The organism is Blautia sp. AF26-2, assembly GCF_003460955.1.
Taxonomy (GTDB): domain Bacteria; phylum Bacillota; class Clostridia; order Lachnospirales; family Lachnospiraceae; genus Fusicatenibacter; species Fusicatenibacter saccharivorans.
This window is the reverse complement of the sequence record NZ_QTWD01000008.1, coordinates 144,391-166,449: the sequence shown is the minus strand read 5'-3', so window position 1 is coordinate 166,449 and position 22,059 is coordinate 144,391. Positions and strand designations below refer to the sequence as shown.

The following is a 22,059-nucleotide window of genomic DNA, read 5'->3' as shown; positions in this document are numbered from 1 at the left end:
AATGAGCTTCTCTGATGCCCAGCAGTTTCTATTACAAACTCATAAAGGAGAAAAGCACATGACGAATCGTGAAATGATGGAGATTGCCATGAGGCAGTCTGCGGAAGATATGGGATGCCGCGTGGAAGATTTCAAGGCGGACAAAAATGTTGTTGTTCCCATAAAATTAGGAAAGAAGGCCCGCAAATATTTGAAAGAGCCTATTACCTGCAATCTGGTTTCCTATGGAAGTAATATCATGGCGGCTTCCATACCGGAGACTATGGATCTGGTATCTGCGTATGTAGACAAATTCGAATTTTACCACTGTTTTGAGACACCAAACATGCATTGGCTGAATGAACGTTTAGCTGAAAAAGGTCACAAAATATGTTTCATGGCAGAATACTATCTGCCGGACATCAGCCGGATACCGACTCTTTCCTGCGCCTATGAGACACGAGTATTGACACAGGAAGATTTTGCGGATTTGTATCGACCGGAATGGAGCAATGCGCTTTGCGAAGATCGGAAGAATCTGGATGTACTTGGCGTCGGCGCATATGATGGAAGCACGCTGGTGGGACTTGCCGCCTGTTCTGCCGATTGCGACGATATGTGGCAGATTGGTGTGGATGTCTTGCCGGAATACAGACGACAGGGGATTGCCTCTGCACTGACAAGCAGACTTACAAAAGAGATCATAAACAGGGGAAAAGTACCTTTTTACTGTACCGCCTGGTCTAATGTCAGATCTGTAAGAAACGCTGTTAAAAGCGGTTTTATTCCGGCATGGGTAGAAATGACTGCAAAACCGGCAAATATTGTTGATGAGATGAATTTATGAAGGAACCTTTCCTGTCGATTCCCGCTGAATCAGCTGTGCATGCAACAAATATGTACTGATCGGGATGTGATTGAGAAGACTTGACAATGCAAAAAATCCACTTTTTCCGAGCTCCAGCCGATCTTGTCTGATGGTCGTAAGGGGCGGTGACGTACAAGCGGCAATCGGCAGGTCATCAAATCCGATAATGCTGATATCATCAGGAACCTGGAATCCCAGCTGCTGACATTGCGTGAGCGTTGCACTAGCCAGGGTATCCTGGTTGCAAATAATAGCAGTGATTCCATTTTCCAGGAAACGGGGAAGGTGCTTTTCCATACATTCTGACAGATAATAAGAACAGCCGATCGTAGCAGGAGAAGTCTTCAGTCCGTGCTGGTGCATGGAACGGAGAAAGGCAGCATGGCGTGCCTGGAGAACCCGGGCACCGAGGGAACTGCTCAGATAGGCGATCTTCCGGTGTCCAAGTCCTGCAAGATAAGAGACGGCAAGTTCCATTCCCTCCTCATTATCAATACCTACATAAGCGGTGGAAGGATTCCCTACCATATAGTTGTCGAAAAGAACAGCCGGTGTGCGACTGACCTTAAAGTCCTGAATCCAGGGATCGCTCAGGGAAAAGCCGACTACAAAAGCTCCTATATAATCATGCTCCAGCATGAAAACATCATAATGCTGGCTTCTTTGGGTCTTAATATCAACAGGCACAATTTCAACATCAAATCCGGCCGGTTCTGCCATCTGACGAAAACCCACCAGGATATCATAGGCAAAATGATGCGGTTCCTGATACCGCATATTCTCTTTTTCTATTATAATACAGACTTTTCTTGTCGGTTTCTTATAACGCCGCAGCTTCGTATAACCCAGAGCCACGGCAGTTTCCAAAACCTGTTTCCGTAAAGCTTCGCTGATATCAGGCGCGTCATTGAGCGCTTTGGATACCGTGCTCTTGGAAACACCCATTTTATCAGCAATATCCTGAATGGTAGTCATAATCGGCAATCCTTTCACAAAACAAAAAATGTAAACTCCCAGCTATCATAGGTGTCAAAAGACCTTTTGATCCCGGTATCATTATATAAAATCATAAGATAAAAAGCAATCAATACCTTGAAAAAGAAATGTTTCGTTAAGTTTCGAAAAAAGAAAGCATCCTGCACAAAAATCATCCTGAAAATTATCTGAATTTTACGAAAGTGCAGGGGAAAATGGAAATTGATTGACGAAGAAATAAAAAAGGCTTATAGTAAAGATACGAAACAATACGAAACAAAAAAAGTGATCGTGTTTCTTACAAGGATGCAAAAACAGCCTTAGAGCTATGCGGGAGGAAAATGAGATGGAATTTAGCGGTGTATACCATAAAACTTCAGAACAGATGAGTTATGCTCTGGATGAGGACAGACTGATTGTCAATATCAAGACAGGATATGACGTAAAACAGGTTTTTATCCATTACGGCGATCCTTACGAAGCCGGAATTTTGGGCGGAAAAGAAAGGTGGATCGGGAAAAGAGAGGAAATCATATATAAAAAACGTCTGCCTTATCAGATCTGGTGGACAACAACGCTTCTTCCGGAATACAAAAGATGCAAATATTATTTCGAGTTGCGGACGGAAAAGGAAGTCTGGTATTATTTTGAGGATGGTTTCCTGACAGAAGAACAGCTCCGGATGGATGGCCGTATGCAGCAGTGCTTTATTGTACCCTGGATGAACCCGGCAGATATCAATCGCACACCGGCATGGGTAAACGAAACGATCTGGTATCAGATTTTCCCGGATCGGTTCTGCAACGGGACACCGGAAAAAAACGGAGATGATATCACACCCTGGAGAAATCACGGAACCGTAACAAACGAAGAAAAATTCGGAGGAAACCTGGAAGGGATCCGTCAGAGATTATCGTATCTGCAGGAACTTGGGATTACCGGTATTTATCTGAATCCGATCATGAAAGCAGAATCCAACCACAAATATGACACGACCGATTATACAAAAATAGATCCGTTTTTTGGCGATGCGGATACAATGAAAGTGCTTTGCAAAGAAGCACATGAAAAAGGAATCCGCATTATGGTAGATGCAGTGTTTAATCATAGTGGAAGAAAATTTGAGCCGTGGATAGATATCCTGGAGCATGGAAAAGAGTCTCGTTATGCGGACTGGTTTATGGTAGAGGACTGGGAACAGGTTCAAAAAAGGGGAGACACCAGAGACCGACGGTTCTATTCCTTTGCATTTACAGACGGGATGCCAAAGCTGAACACAAACAACGAAGAGGTGATACAGTATTTCTGTAAAATCTGTGAGGACTGGGTACGGGAGTTTGATATCGACGGAATTCGTTTCGATGTAGGAAACGAAGTGTCGCACAGGTTCTTAAAGCGGATAAGAGAGCATTTAAAAACGATAAAGCCGGATATTTATCTTCTGGGGGAAATCTGGCATGATGCAAGCCAGTGGCTGCAGGGAGATGAATATGATTCTGTCATGAACTACCCGCTGCTGAGTGGAATCCATGATTTCTTTCTTGATAAAACAATGAAAAAAGAAGAATTTGAATATATGGTAAACCGTTGCTATACTATGTATATGCAGCAGAATAACGATGTACTTTTTAATCTCCTGGATTCCCACGATACCGAGAGGCTGATGAACCGTTTTCACGATCTGGACAAGTTCTACCAGCAGCTTGCAATCCTTTTTACGCTTCCGGGAAGCCCCTGTATTTATTATGGAACGGAGATCGCAATGGAAGGCGCTCATGATCCGGACTGCAGAAGATGTATGCCTTGGAGTGAAATTGAAAGCGAAGAGAATCAGAAAAAAATTGCAACGATGCGGAAACTGATCATGCTTCGAAGAAATGAAAAAGTGTGCAGAAGCCTGCATTTCCATTTTCCGAATGGTTATGAAAATGATCGGTGTGTAGAGTATATTAAACTAGACGAAGAGGGAAATAAAATCGAAGTTCTGCTCAACGCATCGGATGAGGAGATAAAAGTAAAAGGAGACGGGGAAGTACTTTTTGCCCGGGAATTTGATGGAGAGATACTTGGTGTAAATGGAACGTTAATTCGCAGGATGTAAGGGTTTCACCTGTTAGAAATATGTGCAGACAGGCACAAAAAAAGCATGTTTTCTGGAAAAGCCACCGGAAAACATGCTTTTTTGATCTCTTGCCTCGCCAAAAACATAAGTAAGGAGCCATTTTTCGAAGGAAAATGAGCGGATTACGAATGTTTTTGAAGATTGCGTGAGTGCAAAGCACATAGCAATCTGGTATCGCAGTGATCAGACGTTTAAAATACCGAACGACTGCAGCAGCAGTGCGGCAAGGAGCACGGGTGCAATAAACTTCACCATGACGATATACAGCCTCTTTCGACCGAACTTATATCCTCCCAGCGTCACCTCATCGATGATGACCTGCGGCTTTACAACCCATCCGATCAGAATACAGGAGAGAAGTGCGACAAGCGGCATCAGAAGGTTATTGCTGATGAAATCCATGACATCCAGGATCTGAGCCGTTGCGCCATTTGGAAGCTTCAGTTCAAAATAAAGCGCATTGTAGCCGAGGCATACGATGATACCGACGAGACATGCATAAACGGTTACAATAACCGTGCTTTTCTTTCTGCTGATGTGAAATTTGTCGATCATACAGGAAACAATGGACTCCATGACCGATACGGAAGATGTAATGGCTGCAAAGGAGACCATAAGAAAGAAAATGGTTCCGATTACGCCGCCTGCTGCTCCCATGGACTGAAAGACCTTCGGCAGGGAGACAAACATCAGACCAGGGCCAGCGGACATACCCTCTGCTCCCATAAAGGTAAATACAGCAGGAACGATCATCAAACCGGCAAGCAGCGCAACGATGGTGTCAAAAATCTCAATCTGATTGATCGATTTCATCAGGTTTGTTTCTTTTTTTACGTAGGAACCGTAGGCAACCATGATACCCATCGCAACGCTGATCGAAAAGAAAAGCTGTCCGAGTGCATCGACAAAGACGGTGAAAAATTTCTGCGGCGTCATTCCTTTAAAATTTGGAACAAGATAAATTTTCATACCCTGCAGTCCCGTACGGACGACACCGTCTGCGTCGGTATGGGTCAGGGTCAGAGAAAAAACAGAAATTCCGATGATTAAAATCAGAAGGATCGGCATCAGAATTTTGCTGTAGTTTTCAATTCCCTTATTGACACCACGATATACAACGAATGCGGTAAGAAAAAGATAGATTCCCAACCACACAATCGGCTGCCATGTACCGGTAATATAGCCGGTAAAGTAACCATCCTCGGCAGCAGCAGTGCCATGTCCGGTGAGAAACACAGACAGATATTTTAATACCCAGCCGCCAATGGAGCAGTAGTAAGGCAGGATGACAACCGGCACGATACTGGCGAGAAGGCCAAGACCGTTCCAGCCCGGGTGAATCTTACCGTAAGCGACAAGCGGACTTTGTCCGGTTTTTCTTCCGATGGCAATATCAGTTGTCAGCAGGGTAAATCCAAAGGTCAGAGCCAGTACGATATAAACTAAAATAAAGGTTCCGCCTCCGTCTTTTGCGGCAAGATAAGGGAAACGCCAGATATTTCCCAGTCCAACCGCGCTTCCTGCAGCAGCAAGCACGAAGCCGATCGATCCGGTAAAGCTGCCGCGCGTATGTTTCTTTTCCATATAAGATACATCTCCTTATTGATAGACTGACTGTTTTTAACAGCCGAATACTTCTATTATAAAGTTCGGACGATACTTCGTCAACCAGAAGATCTATAGATTGACAATTTCAATTAGTTGTACTATCATCTAATTAGTTGTATATGCATCTATTTGAAACAGATCGAGAATGGACAGGAGGAACAGAAAAATGGATCCAACAGAACGGAAAATAACAAAAATAGCGCGGGAAGCCGGGAAATTTACGGTGCAGGCAATGAAAGAAGAAGGCATCGGTACGGCAGAATTTGACTTTATCCATCTGGTGCGCCATCATCCGGGCATCACGCAGACGGAAGTGCGCGAACAGTTAAAGATTGATAAAGGAGCTGCTGCAAGACGCGCTGCAAGCCTTGAGGCAAAGGGATATCTGATCCGGAAACCGAATCCGTGGGACGGCAGAAGCCAGCTTCTGTATGCTACGGAAAAAGCAGAAACTTTGAAAAATTCCAAAGCAGAAATTGAAACGGTTTTTTATGAATGGCTGCTTTTGGAGCTTCCGGAAAAGGAGGCAGAAAGCTTCTGCGAAACACTGGACAAGCTGTACTGGAAATCGAAGAGAGAACGGCAGAATCATTTTGCGGAACTTTCAAAAATTTTAAGTGAAAAAGCAGATAAAACAATAAAAGTAACAGCAGAAGGAGGCAGCAGCGATGAAAGATGAAACCTTTCGCCCGAACCGGATGCTCTCTTACTTTCAGGAAGAATGGAAAATTCTCTTTTTTGTTACGGTTTCCGGTCTCATCTATAACCTGGGACTTCTTGCAGGCCCCTGGTTTGAGGGAAAAATGACAGGAAAGCTGGTTGATCTCCTCGGCGGCACAGGAACCTTCCACCAGATGCTGATGCTGGTCACGGCCTATGTCGTGAGTATTGGCATTGTGCAGGTTTCCCGCTATTTCAAACGGTTCTATGTCAGAAGATTTGCCAACAACGTCAACCGGCATATGAAGCAGATTCTTTACGGAACGCTGGTTCGCAAAAGCCGTTTGGAGCTGGAAGCAGAAGGTACCGGAAATGTACTGACGAAGGCCATTCTCGATGTAGACGATTGCGTAGAAGGAATGCGGAAATTTACAACGGAAATCTTTGATACCGGTGTTGCTCTTCTCGCCTATGCGTGTATGCTGCTCTGGTACGACTGGCGCCTGGCGCTGCTCTGCATGATTTTCCCACCCATTTCCTACGTGATTGCCGAAAAGATGAAGGTCATGGTACAGAAAACGGGCGCTGCCTATAAGGTACAGTCGGGTGCATTAAGTGCTGCAACCCTGGAACGTGCGACAAATGCCATCACGTATCGTGTCTTTGGCTGTGAGGAGGACAGAAAGGCCGCTTATGAGGAGAATCTTTCGGCTTACGAATCTGCCGCTGTGCGCGCCAATATCTGGAACACAGCTATGCCGCCGATTTATCGTATGATCTCGATGACGAGCATTCTGTTTATCCTGTATTTTGGAGGCAGGAACGTCCTGCATGAGGGGTGGACACCGTGGAACATCGCCGTATTTACCACGTTTTTGTCCTGCTACACAAAGCTTGCCACCAAATCATCGAGCGCTGCGAAGCTTTTTAATGCGGTACATAAAGCGCAGGTTTCCTGGAAACGAATCAAACCTTTGCTGCAGAATTCCAAAACAGAACCGGAGCTTCCAGCCGCAGCGCCTGCAGAGCTTAACGTCGATCACCTGCATTTTGCCTATCCAAACGGAAAAGAGATCATCCATGACCTGTCGTTTCAGGCGGCTCCTGGCCAGATCATCGGTGTGACGGGACCTGTCGCATGCGGAAAGTCAACGCTTGGAAAGACTTTTCTCTGCGAGTCGCCGTATGAGGGAAGCATCACCTTCGGCGGAAAAGAACTTGAAAAAATGGAAAAAGCAGACCGGAACCGCATGGTCGGTTATCTTGGCCATGACCAGGAGCTGTTCCATGGAAGTGTGGAAGAGAATATCCGTCTCGGGGGAAAAGAGGGCGCAGAGGAGATGATCCGAGTCGTCTGCCTGGAAGATGAAGTGAAAGCAATGGAAAACGGAATCCATACTCTGGTCGGAACGGGCGGTGTCCGCCTCTCCGGTGGTCAGGCGCAGCGCCTTGCCCTTGCGCGAACCCTGTACCACAAACGGCCGGTTCTGGTTCTCGACGATCCGTTTTCGGCACTCGACAAAGAGACGGAGGCACAAATTTTTGTAAATTTAAAGGAGCTGGCAAAAGACTCTATTATAATCCTCATTTCCCATCGCCTCTATCTGTTTGATCAGATGGATCAGGTCATCTGGATGGATGAGCGCCATGCGAAAGTCGGCACACATGAGGAACTCCTTGCAACAGTTCCGTCTTACGCAGAGCTCTGCAGCAATCAGAGGAAGGGAGGCAGCTTTTGATGCAAAAGAAAGAATCTGTATTGCGGGTAATCAAAGAAACCGTTCGAAAACACGGCGTTTTATCAGCCGCACTTTTGGGAGTCGTCTGCGGTGCGGTTATTTTCGCACTGCTCCCGCCTCTTGTGCTGGCACAGCTGATTGACCTTTTGACAAAGAAGCATACCCTCTGGATGGAAGGAATTCTGCTGTATTTCGGACTTCTTGCTCTGACGGGTCTTCTGGAGTCGGCACGAGAGAGTCTTCTGACGGTATTCGGCCAGAAAATTACACATGCACTCCGAAGCAGTCTGATGGAAAAGTTCGGACGCCTTTCCACCAACGAGCTGAACCGCCAGGAGCCGGGCGCTCTCGTATCAAGATTTGTCGGTGACGTCGACACAGTGGAAAACCTGTTTACCTCCGGGATCATCAGTATGTTTGCTGATGCGTGCAAAATCTTAAGCATTCTTGCCGTCATCTGGGTGACTAATCGTGGACTTACGATTGTTCTGATTATTTTACTCCCTGTTCTGTTCCTCTTTACCCGTTACATCCAGAAAAACATGCTGGCCTCCCAGATTGCCAATCGCCGTGCAGTCAGCCGTGCTTCGGGTCACGTTCCGGAGACGCTGCACAACATCCGTACCATCCACTGTCTGCAGAAAGAGACGTATATGGAGCAGCAGTATGCGCACTATATTGATGACAGCTACAGCGCAATGGAGAAGACCAATTTTTACGATGCCGTCTATTCTCCGGTCATCCTGATTTTAAATGCCATTGTTGTTGCTGTTGTCATGCTGCTTTCGGCCTCCGGCAATCCGACCGTTTTAAAGCTGTTCGGCATGTCCGCCGGAACCGCCGTTGCTGTTATAAACTATATTTCCCAGATCTTTGCTCCGGTCGAAAGTCTTGGTATGGAAATCCAGACAATTCAGTCTGCGTTTGCCGGTATGGAAAGAATCAATGAATTTTACAGCCTGGAAGAGAAGAAAGAGCCGGCTGCGCTGACTGAAAATACAGATTACGGCATAGCGGCTGAGCTAAAAAATGTGACGTTTGGATATGACGAAAGCCAGGTCATCTTAAACGATGTAAGTCTGCAGATCAAAAAAGGCGAGCAGGTAACACTTTTGGGACGAACGGGTGCCGGAAAGAGTACTATTTTCAAACTGCTGCTCGGTTTATATGAGCCACAGAAAGGAATGGTTCTGATTTGGGGCGTTCCATCTGTCGATCTGCCGGATGCGAAGAAACGAAAGGTTTTCGGCTATGTGGAGCAGTCGTTCCACATGGTGCCGGGATCGGTAAAAGACCAGATTACTTTGTATGATGCAAAGATTTCGGATACAGATGTAAAAAAAGCAGCAGAGCTGACCGGACTTGCAAAGACCATCGAGGCGCTTCCGGACCAATATGATACGATCTGTACACAGGATCTCTTCTCACAGGGTCAGTGGCAGCTCCTCTCGATTGCCCGTGCAGCCGCAGCGGAGCCTGAAATTCTGCTCCTCGATGAGATTACCGCAAACCTTGATGCAGAGACGGAAAAAATGGTATTAAATGCATTGCAAAGGGTTTCCAAAAACCGTACCGTAATTTCCATTTCCCACCGAACTATGGCAGAAACGGGACGCGTGATTCCAATTTCATAATTTCTTTTCGTTCATTAAATTTTTGAAACAAAGCGTGCCGGATGCATTCTGACAAAAAAAGATGCGCCGACACGCTTTCTTTGTCCCGCCAGGCAGAACAAAATAGAGCGGAGGAGCGAGTTTCAATTGACACAAAAAAGGGGAGCAAGTACAATAAAAGTAACGAAAAGAGAGGAGGCGGTATTCAGTTGAAAAAGAGAAAATGGAAATTCCGCATCGCAGGCGGCGCTGTCACGCTGCTGGGCATCTATCTGATGGCGGTCGGCTACGGAGAGACGATCACACTCACCATCGCCACGGTTGTCCTGATTTTCGGCATTGCCATCTGGTCCATGGCAACCCCGGAGAACTACAATTCCATGACGGATATGATTGCCATGATCTCCATGGAGAAGCCGCGGAAAATCGAAGAATTTTATGAGGCTTACAAGAACGTCGATACACCGTTCGGTTCTGCATGGCTTGCAAAATTCTACACGATGCGGCAGAAAGCACTCGTTTTCGGACCGGACGCCAAGGGAGAATATCTCTACTTCTGGCTGACCAAAGACGGTCATGTCGGTTATTTGGGATATTCCTTCATCGAAGGCTTTATCAAAAAGAAACTCACCACACCCGTGTATCCGATTCATGAAGATGTTGCAGAGAACCTCGCAGACCATCTAAGCTACCATTCCGATCTGATGATGTTCCAGAGCGAATTAAAAGCGAATCTGGAGCATTTCGTCAAAACTGGAACGGTACAGCCGTTTCAGAAGATTTCGGCGTCCCAGATTTACACTTTCACGGAGGATTACCGCCTGACGGGCCAGCATTTCGATCTGGAGGATACAGACGGAAACCTGGTTTACGAGATCGACAGCACCGTGCCGCTGAAAACATTTTATATCTACGATGCGATGCACACCGAAATCTTCCGTATGACGAAGGAACTGCTCCACGCGCTGCCGACGTACCGTTTTTATCTGTACGGCGAGCCGTATGGTGTGTTGAAAAAGCAGTTTGCACTCGTACGGGATCAGTTCTCGATGGAACTGCCGGAGGGAAAACTGGAACTCCGGGAATACGCCGGCTCCATCGGCCACAATTACTCGGTAAAACTGAACGGAACTATGATCGGCGCCATCGTCGACAATATGGATCTTACCGTCGGAAACATCATGTTCGACAATGCGTTTCTGATTGTCTACGATGCAAAATATCTGCCGCAGCTGACCGCACTCGCTGTGATGGCGGCAAGAGAACTGGCACGCGACAAGGACGGCGGTCTTTCCAATCGGTCCTGACAAAAGAAAGAGAGGGGAATCTATGAGAAAAACGACAAAATTGTTTTTGGGTTTTACAGCAGGACTTCTGCTTCTGTGCGGCTGCTCGGCGGCAGAAGAAAAGTTAGGGTATGAAAACGCGGATGTGGCAAAAGAAGCCCTTGCATCGGCTTCGTCCGTCCGCATGCGCTGTGATCTGGATAACGTTGACGCTTCGGGAAACATTTATGCGGATGAAAAGGTTGCCGCGTATATGAAAAACAGCGGTCTCTTTGATCAGACCTGGACGATCTCTATTTCCGGCGAAGAATGGTTCCATATGAAAATTGTGACGGACGAAGAAATCAATAAGATGACAAAATCTGCTACTACCTATGCATTCTATGATCCGGACAACAACCTGCTTGGCTATGCACAGGAGCGCGTGACGACACCGGATCAGATGCCGGAAGCGTATTACATTATTTTTCTCGATGCAGATCTGAACGAAAAACCATATTACGCATCAGAGGATGGACATACCATTTATACAGAGGGCGGAACGGTGATCGGTTCTGCGAAAAAAGAGATGGACTGGTCCGGTTCACAGTGCAATCTCTATGTGAACCTGGAGGATAACGGTACGCAGGTGATGGATTTCCAGGATAAATACGCCTTGCTCGATATGATGTACGATGAGGCAAATGAGTATTACAAAGATAACAAGTAAGGCGGAGGAAAAAGGCAGTTGAAAAAGAGAATATATACAGCCGCTGGTCTTTTTCTTGCCGCCGCTCTGGTGCTTGGCGGCTGCGGAAAAGAAAAAGTGCCGGAATCTGAGTTTGCAACTGCGGATGAGGCAAAAGAGGCGCTTACATCGGCAGAAACCATAGAAATCTACTTTGACCTGTATGGAAGTAAACGAAAGACGAAGATTGTGGCAGACGGAAAAGTGGCGGGCTATCTTCAGAAGAATACGGTCTATATCAACGAGGAGGAGTGGTTTTCGATTGACTATGTGGAGGATGAGCCCATCAATGACAGAGAAGGCTCCGGCACGACGTACGGCTATTACGACGCATCCGGTACGTGTCTTGGCTATGCGCAGGAGCAGTATGTAGATACCTCCTATGGAAAAGATACAAGACTGATTTTCCTTGATGTAGATGAAACGCCGCTCGATTACCAGAGTTCGAGAAGCGGCAGGATTCTGTATGATGAAAATGACGAGGAGATCGGCAGCGGAAAGATCGGGCGATCAGGGGTCAGTCTTCTTGACCAGTGGTACACGAATCTTTACTGTGCCGTCTTTAAGACCGAGACGGACGGCGCGCGGCAGATTGATTTCATGGACCGGATGGCGATGCTGTGGCGTCTGGAGCGCGATTACCGCTCAATTGACGACAATCCTGTCAACACCGGCGTGCAGATTTATGAAACGATTGCCGTTGTTTTTGTGCTGATCCTGTTGATTGGTTCGTCTTTCTCAAAATGGAGACAAAAAAAGAAAAATTAAAGGGAATGCTCGCTTCCTGGACGGCTGGTTTTGAGAAAAAACCACTGACAGGAAGGGGGCATTTTATACGCTTGTGAATCTTGCACAATTTCTGGTTTCATGCTAAAATTGTGCAGGTATGACGTTTGTTATACTTCTTATATTTATTTTTGAGAAAAGGTATGAAATACAAATGAACGATACAGAAACAAAAAACACAGCGGTAAAAGCGCCGGCACTGATGTCCACGCGGCCTGTGACAGCACAGGATGCGCTGGATCAGTGTGAGAAGCTTTCGCCTATGATATACTACTCTTGTTAAACGAAACTGTTTTAAGGCTTAAATACAGTGTTTTAGTGGAACCACAGATATTTAAGAAGAATTCAATGTTGCACCAAATTGCACCGAGTTGCAGGAAACGGAAACGTGTCAGTGGTACAAAGATGGTCGGAAAATGAAACTCGTTATATTTTTTTTACACGATTACGCGCACACGAAAGTTGTTTATTTTAAGGCAAAATTTTATTCTATGGGCTAGAAATCTGATAAATTATGGAGCAGATTGGAGTGTCACAGACATCTAATCAGATGCAGTTCAGGAATAAAAAGATCTGCGGAAAGCTATACAATAGCATAGAATGATTCTGAGCTAATATGGTATGGGAAGGCCTTGGAACATTGAAAGACCGTTCAAAATGCCATATACTAAGCTTGGTGATCGTTCTGTAGAAACTTGTGAAGCCTACAGACGGGGGAGGAGCCTGCGGGACTCTCCCTCCTTTACTCTGAGGAGAAATTTTATCGTATGAAATGAAAACATTGAAAAGGACGACAGTACCTATGGCTGCCGTCCTTTTTCTTATCCCTTAATTTCAACATCGTTCACACGAAAGTTGTTCGTGATGGGGATACAAAGATATGTTTGTCCATCAATATTTCTTGTTTCGAGCAGATCCAACTGATCTCGGTCGATTTTGAGCGTCATGCCATAGGCGGATATGGTGCATTTGCGGGTATCAATGATGCTGTTTGAATGTAAGACAACATTATCTGGGAACTCCCTGTCAAATGCGTTTAAATCGTCTTCCGTAGCGCCGCATTGTTCCAGAATATGATGTAAACCGTTTTTAGAGATTGTTGGATCTTCCAATTCTTCCGCTTTTTCACAGATGTTCTGATAAAGTTCAATGGCTGTTTCTACAGTGTACTGTGACGAAAAGGCAGTATCAACAGCTGTCTGAAAATACTGTTTTTGATCGGGTTCCCATAACGGGAGCTGACAGTTAAGTCCGTTTGCAACGAACTCCGCGTGCATATCCCTTCTTGAATAATAGAGAAGAGAATGGCAGTTTGAAGCGCGATCATCGAAAGAAGGAAACAAAAACGCATTTTCAGGCGGAGCGACCTTTTCTAGTCGGACGAGATTTTCAAAAATGGCTTCCTTCTCATTATATCCGAGATCATTGCTTGTCTTTTTAACAGGGCAAATACAGCAGATTATGAAGCAATAAGTGGTTTCGGAGGCATCATCCATTATCGTTCCGTCCGTAGCCTTTCCCGGTACATCATAAGCCCCCAGAGCGACAAGGATAGCATAGTTTTCTACTGTAGTATAATTTTCTACGATGATTCCATACAATTCTTCCAACGCATCTTCCTGAATATCACCCGTTCCATTGCAGAATTGATATAAAAAGTGTTGTGTTCCACCGGCAGATTCTTCCGACAGAGGAAAATCCACCTGTGTTAAATTTTTTTCCTTCTTTCCGGCAAGAGCTTTTCTGAAGATGTCCAGATATTTGAAAAGTTCATCCTCTGGAAGGGATAAGGCCGGATGCTTGAATTCAGATAAGAGATCTTTCTCAGAATTAACATAACATCCGTAGATAGTGTGAATTGGGTTTCTTTGCATGCAGAGCAGCTTTCGAATTTCTGCGATTTCTTTTCTATTCATTTATAGTGGCCTCCTTTATATATGTATATCTATAGTATTGAAACTATTTAAAATAATAAATTTCACGTAGGAGATTTTTCTTATCTTTGCCGCTTTTTGACATTCTTATATGGAAAAGAAAAATGATATGAAAGGTGTGATCATATGTCAAAGAAAATAATCGTTTTTGTGGTGCTGAGTACATGTTTGACAGCATGTTCTATGGAACCAGCAAGCCCTCCGGCTATTGTTGTTCCGGATCAGAAGTCTGTAGAACAGCAAATGGAAAAGAATGTTGAAGCAAAAGCTGAAGAATATCATGTTACTCCCGAATTATCCGATGATTTTATCCAACAATATTTGGATATGGATTCCTTTGAAGAATTAAGGGAAAGAACTTTGGAAGGAATATGGATTACACAGGATCAGGCCAATATGACCAAAGATGAAATCAATTTATGGGAGCAGGTAAGCCAGGCGGAAGGCTTTACGCAATATACTTCCAAACACTTTGAAGCGAAAAAGCAGGAACTTAATATGATCTTAGAAGATCTCGCTGCCGAGCAACAACAGACGATAGAGGAATTTGCAGAATCGTATCATATGAGTGAGGAAGAAATTCAGCAATTTATGGAGCAGCAGGCCCAAAAATATATTTCACAGGAAGAAAATGGCGCTGAGTCCTAAGAACATTTGTTTTTAATAAGATTTTCCATTCTATTCATATCAGATCAAATATCAAGAAAGGAGAACGAAATCAGATCTGAAAAACAATTTGTCTAAAAGGAGGAAAATCTATGTACTTAGGATTAAAAAAATCTGCTTCTTTACATGATCCATTTGCTTTTTGATGGAAATAAATCAATCAAAAATGGAGTGATGATTGTAAAGGAGAAAAAATTATGTTAGACTATTCAAAAGAAAAGGAATCTATGGGAGAACAAGTTGATCCCTTTGATCTTACGAAAAAGCAAGAAGCTGATTTGCAACGTATCCGTCAATTTCGCTTGATTGATGATGTGTTTATGAATAAAGTGTTTGAAGACAAAAGCTGTGTCGAACTACTGCTTCAAATCATCTTGGACAGGACGGATTTGCATGTGGAAAATGTTAATTTACAGCATGGGATTAGCAATCTTCAAGGAAGAGCTGTCCGGCTGGATATTCTGGCGGTAGATGATTCTGGAAAGATATACAATATCGAGGTCCAGAAAAATGATCATGGAGCGCAGGCCAAAAGAGCGCGCTATAATAGCAGCCTCTTAGATGCGAACATAACGGAGGCTGGTAATCAATATGAAAACCTCAAGGAAACGTACGTCATTTTTATCACAGAAAATGATGTTATGCAGGCAGGGCATCCTATTTATCATATTGACAGAATCGTGAAGGAAACAGGCAAAAACTTTAATGATGAGGCACATATTATTTATGTCAATGCTCAAATCCAAGATGAAACAGCGTTGGGAAAGCTAATGCATGACTTTTTCTGCGTCAATGCGGATAACATGAAGTACAGTATCTTAGCTGAACGTGTACGATATTTTAAAGAAACGAAGAAAGGGGTCGTGGACATGAGTAGTGTAATGGAAGAACTTATAGAAGAAGGCCGTGAAAAAGGAGAAAAAGAAGGTATTGTAAAAGGTCGTGAAATGGAAAAGGCAGAAGAAAGAAAGAGATTTAATAGAATGATTGAATCTCTAATAGAAAACAAAGTTTCAGACGTACAAATCATGAAAAGCACAGGAATGACTCCAGAAGAGTTAGATGAAATCAAGAAGAAAAAAGGCTTTTTGATGATTTAAACAATAGATACCCGGATACTTCTCAAGAGAGGAGGTATCCGGGTGTCTTTTATTTATGGGTGATTTCTACATACTATATATAATCAGATCAATAAGCATGAGAGGAGCTTAAATATCATATGGTCTGGAAAACAATTTGTCTTAACAAGAAAGAGAGGAAAAAATTATGTATCCAAAGTTCAAAGAAATCTCCCTCGACACAGCCACATGGACCGTCGCATTCCTTGGAGCCATCGAAGAGAGGGAAACAAAATCTAAAAAGCCATTTTGCACGTTTCATCTGTTAGATGGAGCCATCGCCATCACAGCAAATCTGTGGAACACTGAGAAAAAAGACATCTACAAAGTGCAGGAAAAGAGTGTAATTTCCGTTCAGTTGTACAAAAAGCTGTATAATGGAGTGGAAACATACGAAGTCAAAGAGTATCAGGCTGCTCCGGATGATGCAAAACTGGAAGATTATCTTCTGACAGCACCTATTCCGTCGCAGGACATGATGGACGAAATCAAGAGTATCCTTTCAAAAGAAATCTCTGAAACGGAGTTATATCCGCTGGTTATGGAGATTTTGGATGAAAATGCGGATAAGCTGCTGTATTGGGCAGCTGCAAAGACGATCCATCATAACTGCTATGGCGGCTTGCTGTATCACATGCTCAGAATGCTCAAAACGGCAGTCATTTTATCAAGAGTTTACCGTTTTGATAAAGAACTGCTGTATTCAGCAGTCATTCTGCATGATATTGGCAAACTGCAGGAGTTAGATACAGATGCAACAGGTGTGGCTGAATATACGGTTGATGGAAATCTGTTTGGGCATACATTGCTTGCTATCGAAATGATCGACCGCAAGAATTTTGAAAACCCTACATATCCGGCAGAAAAAATCCGTCTGTTAAAGCACTGTATTGCTGCACATCACGGACAGTTAGAGTATGGTGCAATTACCATGCCTGCAGTCAAGGAAGCAATGCTGTTACACGAAATTGACGTAATTGATGCGTCTATGTATCAGTATGAGCAGGCCGAAAAGACACTTAATCCAGGCGAAATGTCAGATCGTATTTTTGGCCTTGGCGTAAAAGTGTATAAACCAGCTGCAAATGCGGAGGAAAAAGCAAATGTTTAACGAAGAACAGCAAAAAGCAATTGAGACAATTAAGGGGCAGCTGATTTTAGTGGCTTGCCCCGGCAGTGGAAAAACAACAACTCTGCTGGGAAGAATCCATGAAATGATTCAGCAGGGAGTCCCTGCAGAGAACATTTTAATGGTAACATTCACAACCGCTGCTGCTGGAGAAATGAAGCAAAGATTCTGGAAGAAGTATGCAGAGGATGGAATGGTCACTTTTTGCACGATCCATTCTTTTTGCCTGGCTACGTTAAAGAAATTCGCACATTTTGATGCGGAATGTGTTTTGGCAACAGGTGATATCTACGAATTTTTCTTTCAGCAGCTGGTCCGCCACAAAGAAATCGTGGATAAAGTGGAATATATTAAAGCGCTGCTCTTAGACATAGCTGTTTGCAAAAACAGTATGTGTCCATTAGCCCAGTTTGAACCAAATTGCGGTGAAAAAGAACTGTTCGATGAACTGTTTAAGGCGTACGAAAACTGGAAAGATGCTTTAGGTAAGATTGACTATGATGACATGTTGCTGAAAGCATATGAATTGATGAAAAACGATAAAACGTGTTTGGAGTGGCTACAGGAAAGGTATCAATACATTCAGATTGATGAGTTTCAGGACACAAATTATCTTCAGCGAGACATTCTGTATCTTTTGGCAGGAGAAAATGGAAATATTGCTGTTGTTGGCGATGATGATCAGTCAATTTATGGATTTCGTGGTGCAAAGCCAGAAATCATGCTTAAATTTGCCGAACATTATCCTAATGCAATATCCTTGCATCTGTCCATGAATTATCGTTCGGATCGTAAGATTATTGAGTGTGCATCAAATTTGATCCATCACAATAAGGAAAGATTCGATAAGGAATTTCTGGCGAGTCATGAGGAAGAGGGGATTGTGCATCATCAGACCTATAATGATATAGATGCTGAACAACGGGGCCTGGTAAAAATGATTCTTGAAAAGAAAATGTCAATGGACGAGTATCGTAATACCAGCATATTATACCGAACCAATAAAGAAGCAGTGCAGGTAAGTGACCTTTTGATCACAGAAAGAATCCCATTTTGGTGTACAGAGCCTATACAGGATAAGTATGACCATTGGATTTATCGTGATATTTTGAGTTATCACAAATTGGGAAACGGTATAGGAAACAAAATGGATTTGAATAGAATTCTAAATCATCCTCAAAGATTTCTATTTGATTCGCGTTTCTTCAAAACGGATGGGTCACTGAAACAACTGATGCATGTGGCAGCCACTCTTCCAGACGGAAAATGGAAAAGATCAAAGGCAATGGATAGCGTGGAAGATATGTTTTATCTGTTTAAAAAGCTTGAAGATAAAAATCCGGTAGATACCTTAAAGATTTTAGAAAGTTTTGGCAGGTACAAAATATTTCTCCATGATTATGCAGAATACCGAAATATGTCTCCGGGAGAATTATATTTTTACTGGAACAGTTATAAAGCGGATGCAGAAAAACATAATGATTGGAAAGAATGGGATGCGTACGTTCGAAAACATAAAATCATTTTACAGGAACAACTGCGAAAGCATGATGGAATCGCTTTGTCAACACTTCACCGTTCAAAAGGTCTGGAATGGGATCGTGTATATATCCTCAATTGTGTAAAGAACACGATTCCATTTGCAAAACAGGGGACTGTAGAGGATCTGGAAGAGGAACGCCGCTTGTTCTACGTGGGCTGCACAAGAGCAAAAAAAGAATTGCAGTTATTGTCTTATCAGGGAAATTCAGGGGAAATTTCTCCGTTTATTAAAGAGTTGAAATCCTCAGAGTCAGACACAGGTGACAAGGTAGATCTTGACGTACATCTTAAATACTGAAATCAAAAAGCAAAAGGATCGGGAATAATCCCGGTCTTTTTGTTTTGCGATCAATTAACAATTCTATAAATATCAGGTCAATATGAAAAGAAAGGAGTAGCTATAAATAGATCTGAAAAACATTATGTCCAGAAAGGAAAATAAGTATGAAAGAGTATACCAAAAGAGATTCTTGCATGACAATGGAAGAAGTTATTGAACGAAACACAGGAATGTCACTGAAAGCATTTCTAACACCACAGCCAAATCCTTATATTCATAATATGGATCGGGCGGTTTACTTTTTTAAGAAAAAAGTAAACGATGCTGCAGAAAAAAAAGAAATACTGCAGATCAAAATCGTGGGTGATTATGACGCAGACGGGATGAACGCATCAGCAATTCTGTATGATGCAATCATTTCATATCTTAAGGCAAATTCCCTTGCTGAATACGCAGAGGTGTCTGTAAGGCTGCCAAGAAGGTATTCAGAAGGTTATGGACTATCTGAAAAAATCATCGACGAATCAGAAAGTGGGTTAATTATCACGGTGGATAATGGAATCGCAGCAATTGATGCCGTAAAGAAAGCAAAAGATAAAGGTATCGATGTTATTATTCTGGATCACCATTTAGGCGGAGAGAAACTTCCGTGCGCGGATATTATCGTGGACCCACACTGTGAAGGAATGTCTACTTTTAAACATTATTGCGGAGCAGGCCTCGCATACCGCTTTGCGGAAATGCTTATAACAAATAAGGATTTATTGGATAAGTTGCTGGTATTAGCTGGAATTGCTACAGTGGCAGATGTCGTTCCGCTGATCGGAGCAAACCGTTATCTGGTTCGGCAGAGCCTGAAGCTAATCAATCGCGGAATTGCTACGTCTGGAGTTCTTGCGCTAGTCCGAAAAATGCGACTGGAGAAGATTACAGCCGAAGACTATGGCTATAAAATAGGTCCGGTATGCAACGCATCCGGTCGATTGCTGGATGATGGGGCGATGGATATTTTCCATTTGCTGTCGCAAGAATTGGATGTTTTTGCACTGGATTACGACGAACAGCTTTTGAAGTTGCATGCGCTTGCGGATACTGTTATTGAAAGAAATATAGATCGTAGGCGTATTACAGAAGAAGCATTGGAAAGGTCTGATGCATTAATATCTCAGCAATGCTTGGCTGACGATGCGGTATATATCATCTATGATACACAAGTGTCGGAAGGTGTTATGGGTATTGTTGCCGGAAAACTGGCGGAAAAATATATGCGTCCAGTAATTGTGTTTGCGCATGCACAGGATGGCGAGAAATTGAAAGGATCTGGAAGAACATATGGAAATATCCATCTGAAGAACCAGGTTTTAGATCCGTGTAAGGAGTATTTTTTTGCCTACGGCGGACATGCCGGCGCTGCAGGAATGACAATACCAGAAAAAAATCTTATGTTGTTCCGAAACAAGGTGAGAAAACTTGATATTCCAGTGCTGTATCGAGAAAAGCGTATTTTGTACGATTTGGAAGTTACAAAAGAAGAAATTCCGGAACTGTATGAAAAAATGGAGTTCTTTGCACCATTTGGCGAAGGAAATCCGGAACCTGTATTTTTTATCCGGAATCTTGAATTAAGCCCGGTGCGTGGAAAATTTTATGAGCAGAATGGAAGCGACGGTAAGAGTATCAAACTCTTTACCATGCCGTATCCAAGTTCTGGTTATCAGATGGCAGCAGAATATTTGCTGATGGATGCTCCCAAGAAGATTGATATGACATTTGAAGTGTATACAATATATTCTCATGGAAAAGAGCATCGGAGATTACGTATGTTGGATTTTTGCGCAAGTAAAAATGCTGAGACGGAGACAAGTTTCAAAAAAGAACTCTCCGCGATGCTGAATTTTATGTAGATGAGGAGTAACAATAAAATGGCAAAAAATTATAAAGAAACGACAACACAGGCAGCAGTATTGCGGACAAGCACAAAAACATTGAGTTTTTGGTGCAATATCAGGGAAGCCCCACTGGAACGTTTTGCAGAACTGATCGAAGGGAATATTCGGATTGCCCTGCAGGATTTTAGCGGCGGAAAGGGCGATAAGTCTAAATTCGCATATTTTAACCTTGAAATTTCTGATATTTATGAAATTAAAGATTGTATGCAAGCAAAAAAATCCTTTTTCGCCCAGAAAATCTATGGCAAACACCCAGAAACAGGTGGTCAGTTCAACGGAATGTGCAAGTCCTTCCATTTTGCGCTGCAGTACACAGAAAAAGCTCAAAATGGAGAACTGAGTCGAAACCCATATTATCTGTGCATAAAAAATGGATTTGCTCAGGCGGCTCCTGGACAGATTGCAGGATCATTCTACGAAAGAAAAGGGACTTTTCAGGAAGGAGTTGCTGTGTTTATCCGGTTAAGCGAAAGAGATCTGAAGAATCTTTTACGGAAAGTGACTGATTATATCCGTGTTTTTCAAATGCTTGCGGGTCAGCATCTGATTCCTCTTGGACTGGCACAGATGGAAAATGAATATAGTCAGAGGAAGAATGGCTATAATTACAATGATAGTTACACGAATCCAACCGATTATTATAGTCCTGATTATTATAATCAAAACGGACAAGGAAATCCTTCACAGCAGTCTTATGGATCAGTAGGGCAGCGAGAAATGCCTGCTCAAAATACACCGCCATCCATGCAGCCACAAGGATATGGACAAGCTCCTAATTCAAATAGTGCGAATTTGCAGCAGAATAATGTGCGTGTATATAAAAAAACAGTAACCGTATTGACCTTTCCAGTAGCCACTACAGAAGGTTATGTTGCAAAGATCCTGATGGATACGAAGCAGTGGGTATGCTTTTTTGACCAAAATACAGCCGAAATTGTATCTCAGGCATGCAATTCAGGAAAAACACAAATAAAAATGAGGGTAACTCCGTACAGAGGCGGAGCAAAATGTCTTGAAATCATTGAGTAAAACGAATTGCAGGGCGTATGAATTTAATCATGCGCCCTATTTTACAATA

At 43.3% G+C, this 22,059-nt stretch carries 17 protein-coding genes; 14 read left to right on the top strand and 3 right to left on the bottom strand.

Going from position 1 to position 22,059, the window contains the following annotated elements; all coding sequences use genetic code 11:
* Positions 1-58: 58 nt before the first annotated feature.
* Positions 59-826: a GNAT family N-acetyltransferase gene (locus DWY63_RS12075; protein ID WP_117802291.1), complete on the top strand. Its 768-nt coding sequence runs from the start codon at positions 59-61 to the stop codon at positions 824-826.
* Here the strand turns inward: DWY63_RS12075 and DWY63_RS12070 are convergent.
* Positions 821-1,822, bottom strand: a complete 1,002-nt coding sequence (locus tag DWY63_RS12070; RefSeq protein WP_117802290.1) for a LacI family DNA-binding transcriptional regulator — start codon at positions 1,820-1,822, stop codon at positions 821-823. The two genes, DWY63_RS12075 and DWY63_RS12070, sit on opposite strands and share 6 nt — an antisense overlap.
* 346 nt (positions 1,823-2,168) lie before the next feature.
* Here DWY63_RS12070 and DWY63_RS12065 point away from each other — a divergent pair, with 346 nt between their 5' ends.
* Positions 2,169-3,923 (top strand): glycoside hydrolase family 13 protein, encoded by a 1,755-nt coding sequence (locus tag DWY63_RS12065; protein WP_117802289.1) that lies wholly within the window; start codon positions 2,169-2,171, stop codon positions 3,921-3,923.
* Between the two features lie 204 nt (positions 3,924-4,127).
* Here the strand turns inward: DWY63_RS12065 and DWY63_RS12060 are convergent, their stop codons facing one another.
* Entirely contained in the window at positions 4,128-5,528 is a 1,401-nt protein-coding gene (locus DWY63_RS12060) for a sodium-dependent transporter (protein WP_117508917.1), read from the bottom strand.
* A 190-nt stretch (positions 5,529-5,718) separates the two neighbouring features.
* Between DWY63_RS12060 and DWY63_RS12055 the strand changes: the two genes are divergently transcribed.
* The 6 genes from DWY63_RS12055 to DWY63_RS12030 all read left to right on the top strand — a co-directional run bounded on the left by DWY63_RS12055 (position 5,719) and on the right by DWY63_RS12030 (position 12,345).
* On the top strand, positions 5,719-6,231 hold the full coding sequence (locus tag DWY63_RS12055) for a MarR family winged helix-turn-helix transcriptional regulator (protein ID WP_117802288.1): 513 nt from the start codon (positions 5,719-5,721) through the stop codon (positions 6,229-6,231).
* Complete coding sequence (locus tag DWY63_RS12050; RefSeq protein ID WP_117802287.1) at positions 6,221-7,951, top strand: ABC transporter ATP-binding protein; 1,731 nt, start codon at positions 6,221-6,223, stop codon at positions 7,949-7,951. The genes DWY63_RS12055 and DWY63_RS12050 overlap by 11 nt, the downstream gene beginning before the upstream one ends.
* Positions 7,951-9,585, top strand: coding sequence for an ABC transporter ATP-binding protein (locus DWY63_RS12045; RefSeq protein ID WP_117802286.1), 1,635 nt, complete (start codon positions 7,951-7,953; stop codon positions 9,583-9,585). The genes DWY63_RS12050 and DWY63_RS12045 overlap by 1 nt, the downstream gene beginning before the upstream one ends.
* Before the next feature lie 188 nt (positions 9,586-9,773).
* Entirely contained in the window at positions 9,774-10,871 is a 1,098-nt protein-coding gene (locus DWY63_RS12040) for a hypothetical protein (protein WP_117508921.1), read from the top strand.
* A gap of 22 nt (positions 10,872-10,893) precedes the next feature.
* Complete coding sequence (locus DWY63_RS12035) at positions 10,894-11,559, top strand: hypothetical protein (protein ID WP_117802285.1); 666 nt, start codon at positions 10,894-10,896, stop codon at positions 11,557-11,559.
* 18 nt (positions 11,560-11,577) lie between these two features.
* Positions 11,578-12,345 (top strand): hypothetical protein, encoded by a 768-nt coding sequence (locus DWY63_RS12030; RefSeq protein WP_117802284.1) that lies wholly within the window; start codon positions 11,578-11,580, stop codon positions 12,343-12,345.
* 839 nt (positions 12,346-13,184) lie between these two features.
* On the opposite strand, the gene DWY63_RS12025 is transcribed toward DWY63_RS12030, so the two are convergent.
* Positions 13,185-14,279 carry a DUF4317 family protein gene (locus DWY63_RS12025; RefSeq protein WP_117802283.1) on the bottom strand — a complete coding sequence of 365 codons (1,095 nt, stop codon included), beginning with the start codon at positions 14,277-14,279 and terminating at the stop codon, positions 13,185-13,187.
* Positions 14,280-14,423: 144 nt separating this feature from the next.
* Between DWY63_RS12025 and DWY63_RS12020 the strand changes: the two genes are divergently transcribed.
* The 6 genes from DWY63_RS12020 to DWY63_RS11995 all read left to right on the top strand — a co-directional run bounded on the left by DWY63_RS12020 (position 14,424) and on the right by DWY63_RS11995 (position 22,010).
* Positions 14,424-14,945, top strand: coding sequence for a hypothetical protein (locus tag DWY63_RS12020; RefSeq protein ID WP_117802282.1), 522 nt, complete (start codon positions 14,424-14,426; stop codon positions 14,943-14,945).
* Between the two features lie 215 nt (positions 14,946-15,160).
* Positions 15,161-16,063 (top strand): Rpn family recombination-promoting nuclease/putative transposase, encoded by a 903-nt coding sequence (locus DWY63_RS12015; protein WP_330415480.1) that lies wholly within the window; start codon positions 15,161-15,163, stop codon positions 16,061-16,063.
* Positions 16,064-16,229: 166 nt separating this feature from the next.
* Positions 16,230-17,192 carry a 3'-5' exoribonuclease YhaM family protein gene (locus DWY63_RS12010; protein ID WP_117802281.1) on the top strand — a complete coding sequence of 321 codons (963 nt, stop codon included), beginning with the start codon at positions 16,230-16,232 and terminating at the stop codon, positions 17,190-17,192.
* Positions 17,185-19,050, top strand: coding sequence for an ATP-dependent helicase (locus DWY63_RS12005; RefSeq protein ID WP_158568367.1), 1,866 nt, complete (start codon positions 17,185-17,187; stop codon positions 19,048-19,050). The genes DWY63_RS12010 and DWY63_RS12005 overlap by 8 nt, the downstream gene beginning before the upstream one ends.
* 176 nt (positions 19,051-19,226) lie before the next feature.
* Positions 19,227-20,936 carry a single-stranded-DNA-specific exonuclease RecJ gene (locus tag DWY63_RS12000; protein WP_158568366.1) on the top strand — a complete coding sequence of 570 codons (1,710 nt, stop codon included), beginning with the start codon at positions 19,227-19,229 and terminating at the stop codon, positions 20,934-20,936.
* An 18-nt stretch (positions 20,937-20,954) separates the two neighbouring features.
* The gene (locus DWY63_RS11995; RefSeq protein ID WP_117802278.1) at positions 20,955-22,010 is read left to right on the top strand and encodes a hypothetical protein; all 1,056 of its coding nucleotides are present in this window, start codon (positions 20,955-20,957) and stop codon (positions 22,008-22,010) included.
* The last annotated feature ends 49 nt before the right edge of the window (positions 22,011-22,059 follow it).

Bases quoted from the DNA above. Each gene is read 5' to 3' on its own strand.
- DWY63_RS12075 (WP_117802291.1), top strand. From the start codon at position 59: ATGACGAATCGTGAAATGATGGAGATTGCCATGAGGCAGTCTGCGGAA.
- DWY63_RS12070 (WP_117802290.1), bottom strand. From the start codon at position 1,822: ATGACTACCATTCAGGATATTGCTGATAAAATGGGTGTTTCCAAGAGC.
- DWY63_RS12065 (WP_117802289.1), top strand. From the start codon at position 2,169: ATGGAATTTAGCGGTGTATACCATAAAACTTCAGAACAGATGAGTTAT.
- DWY63_RS12060 (WP_117508917.1), bottom strand. From the start codon at position 5,528: ATGGAAAAGAAACATACGCGCGGCAGCTTTACCGGATCGATCGGCTTC.
- DWY63_RS12055 (WP_117802288.1), top strand. From the start codon at position 5,719: ATGGATCCAACAGAACGGAAAATAACAAAAATAGCGCGGGAAGCCGGG.
- DWY63_RS12050 (WP_117802287.1), top strand. From the start codon at position 6,221: ATGAAAGATGAAACCTTTCGCCCGAACCGGATGCTCTCTTACTTTCAG.
- DWY63_RS12045 (WP_117802286.1), top strand. From the start codon at position 7,951: ATGCAAAAGAAAGAATCTGTATTGCGGGTAATCAAAGAAACCGTTCGA.
- DWY63_RS12035 (WP_117802285.1), top strand. From the start codon at position 10,894: ATGAGAAAAACGACAAAATTGTTTTTGGGTTTTACAGCAGGACTTCTG.
- DWY63_RS12025 (WP_117802283.1), bottom strand. From the start codon at position 14,279: ATGAATAGAAAAGAAATCGCAGAAATTCGAAAGCTGCTCTGCATGCAA.
- DWY63_RS12020 (WP_117802282.1), top strand. From the start codon at position 14,424: ATGTCAAAGAAAATAATCGTTTTTGTGGTGCTGAGTACATGTTTGACA.
- DWY63_RS12015 (WP_330415480.1), top strand. From the start codon at position 15,161: ATGTTAGACTATTCAAAAGAAAAGGAATCTATGGGAGAACAAGTTGAT.
- DWY63_RS12010 (WP_117802281.1), top strand. From the start codon at position 16,230: ATGTATCCAAAGTTCAAAGAAATCTCCCTCGACACAGCCACATGGACC.
- DWY63_RS12005 (WP_158568367.1), top strand. From the start codon at position 17,185: ATGTTTAACGAAGAACAGCAAAAAGCAATTGAGACAATTAAGGGGCAG.
- DWY63_RS12000 (WP_158568366.1), top strand. From the start codon at position 19,227: ATGACAATGGAAGAAGTTATTGAACGAAACACAGGAATGTCACTGAAA.
- DWY63_RS11995 (WP_117802278.1), top strand. From the start codon at position 20,955: ATGGCAAAAAATTATAAAGAAACGACAACACAGGCAGCAGTATTGCGG.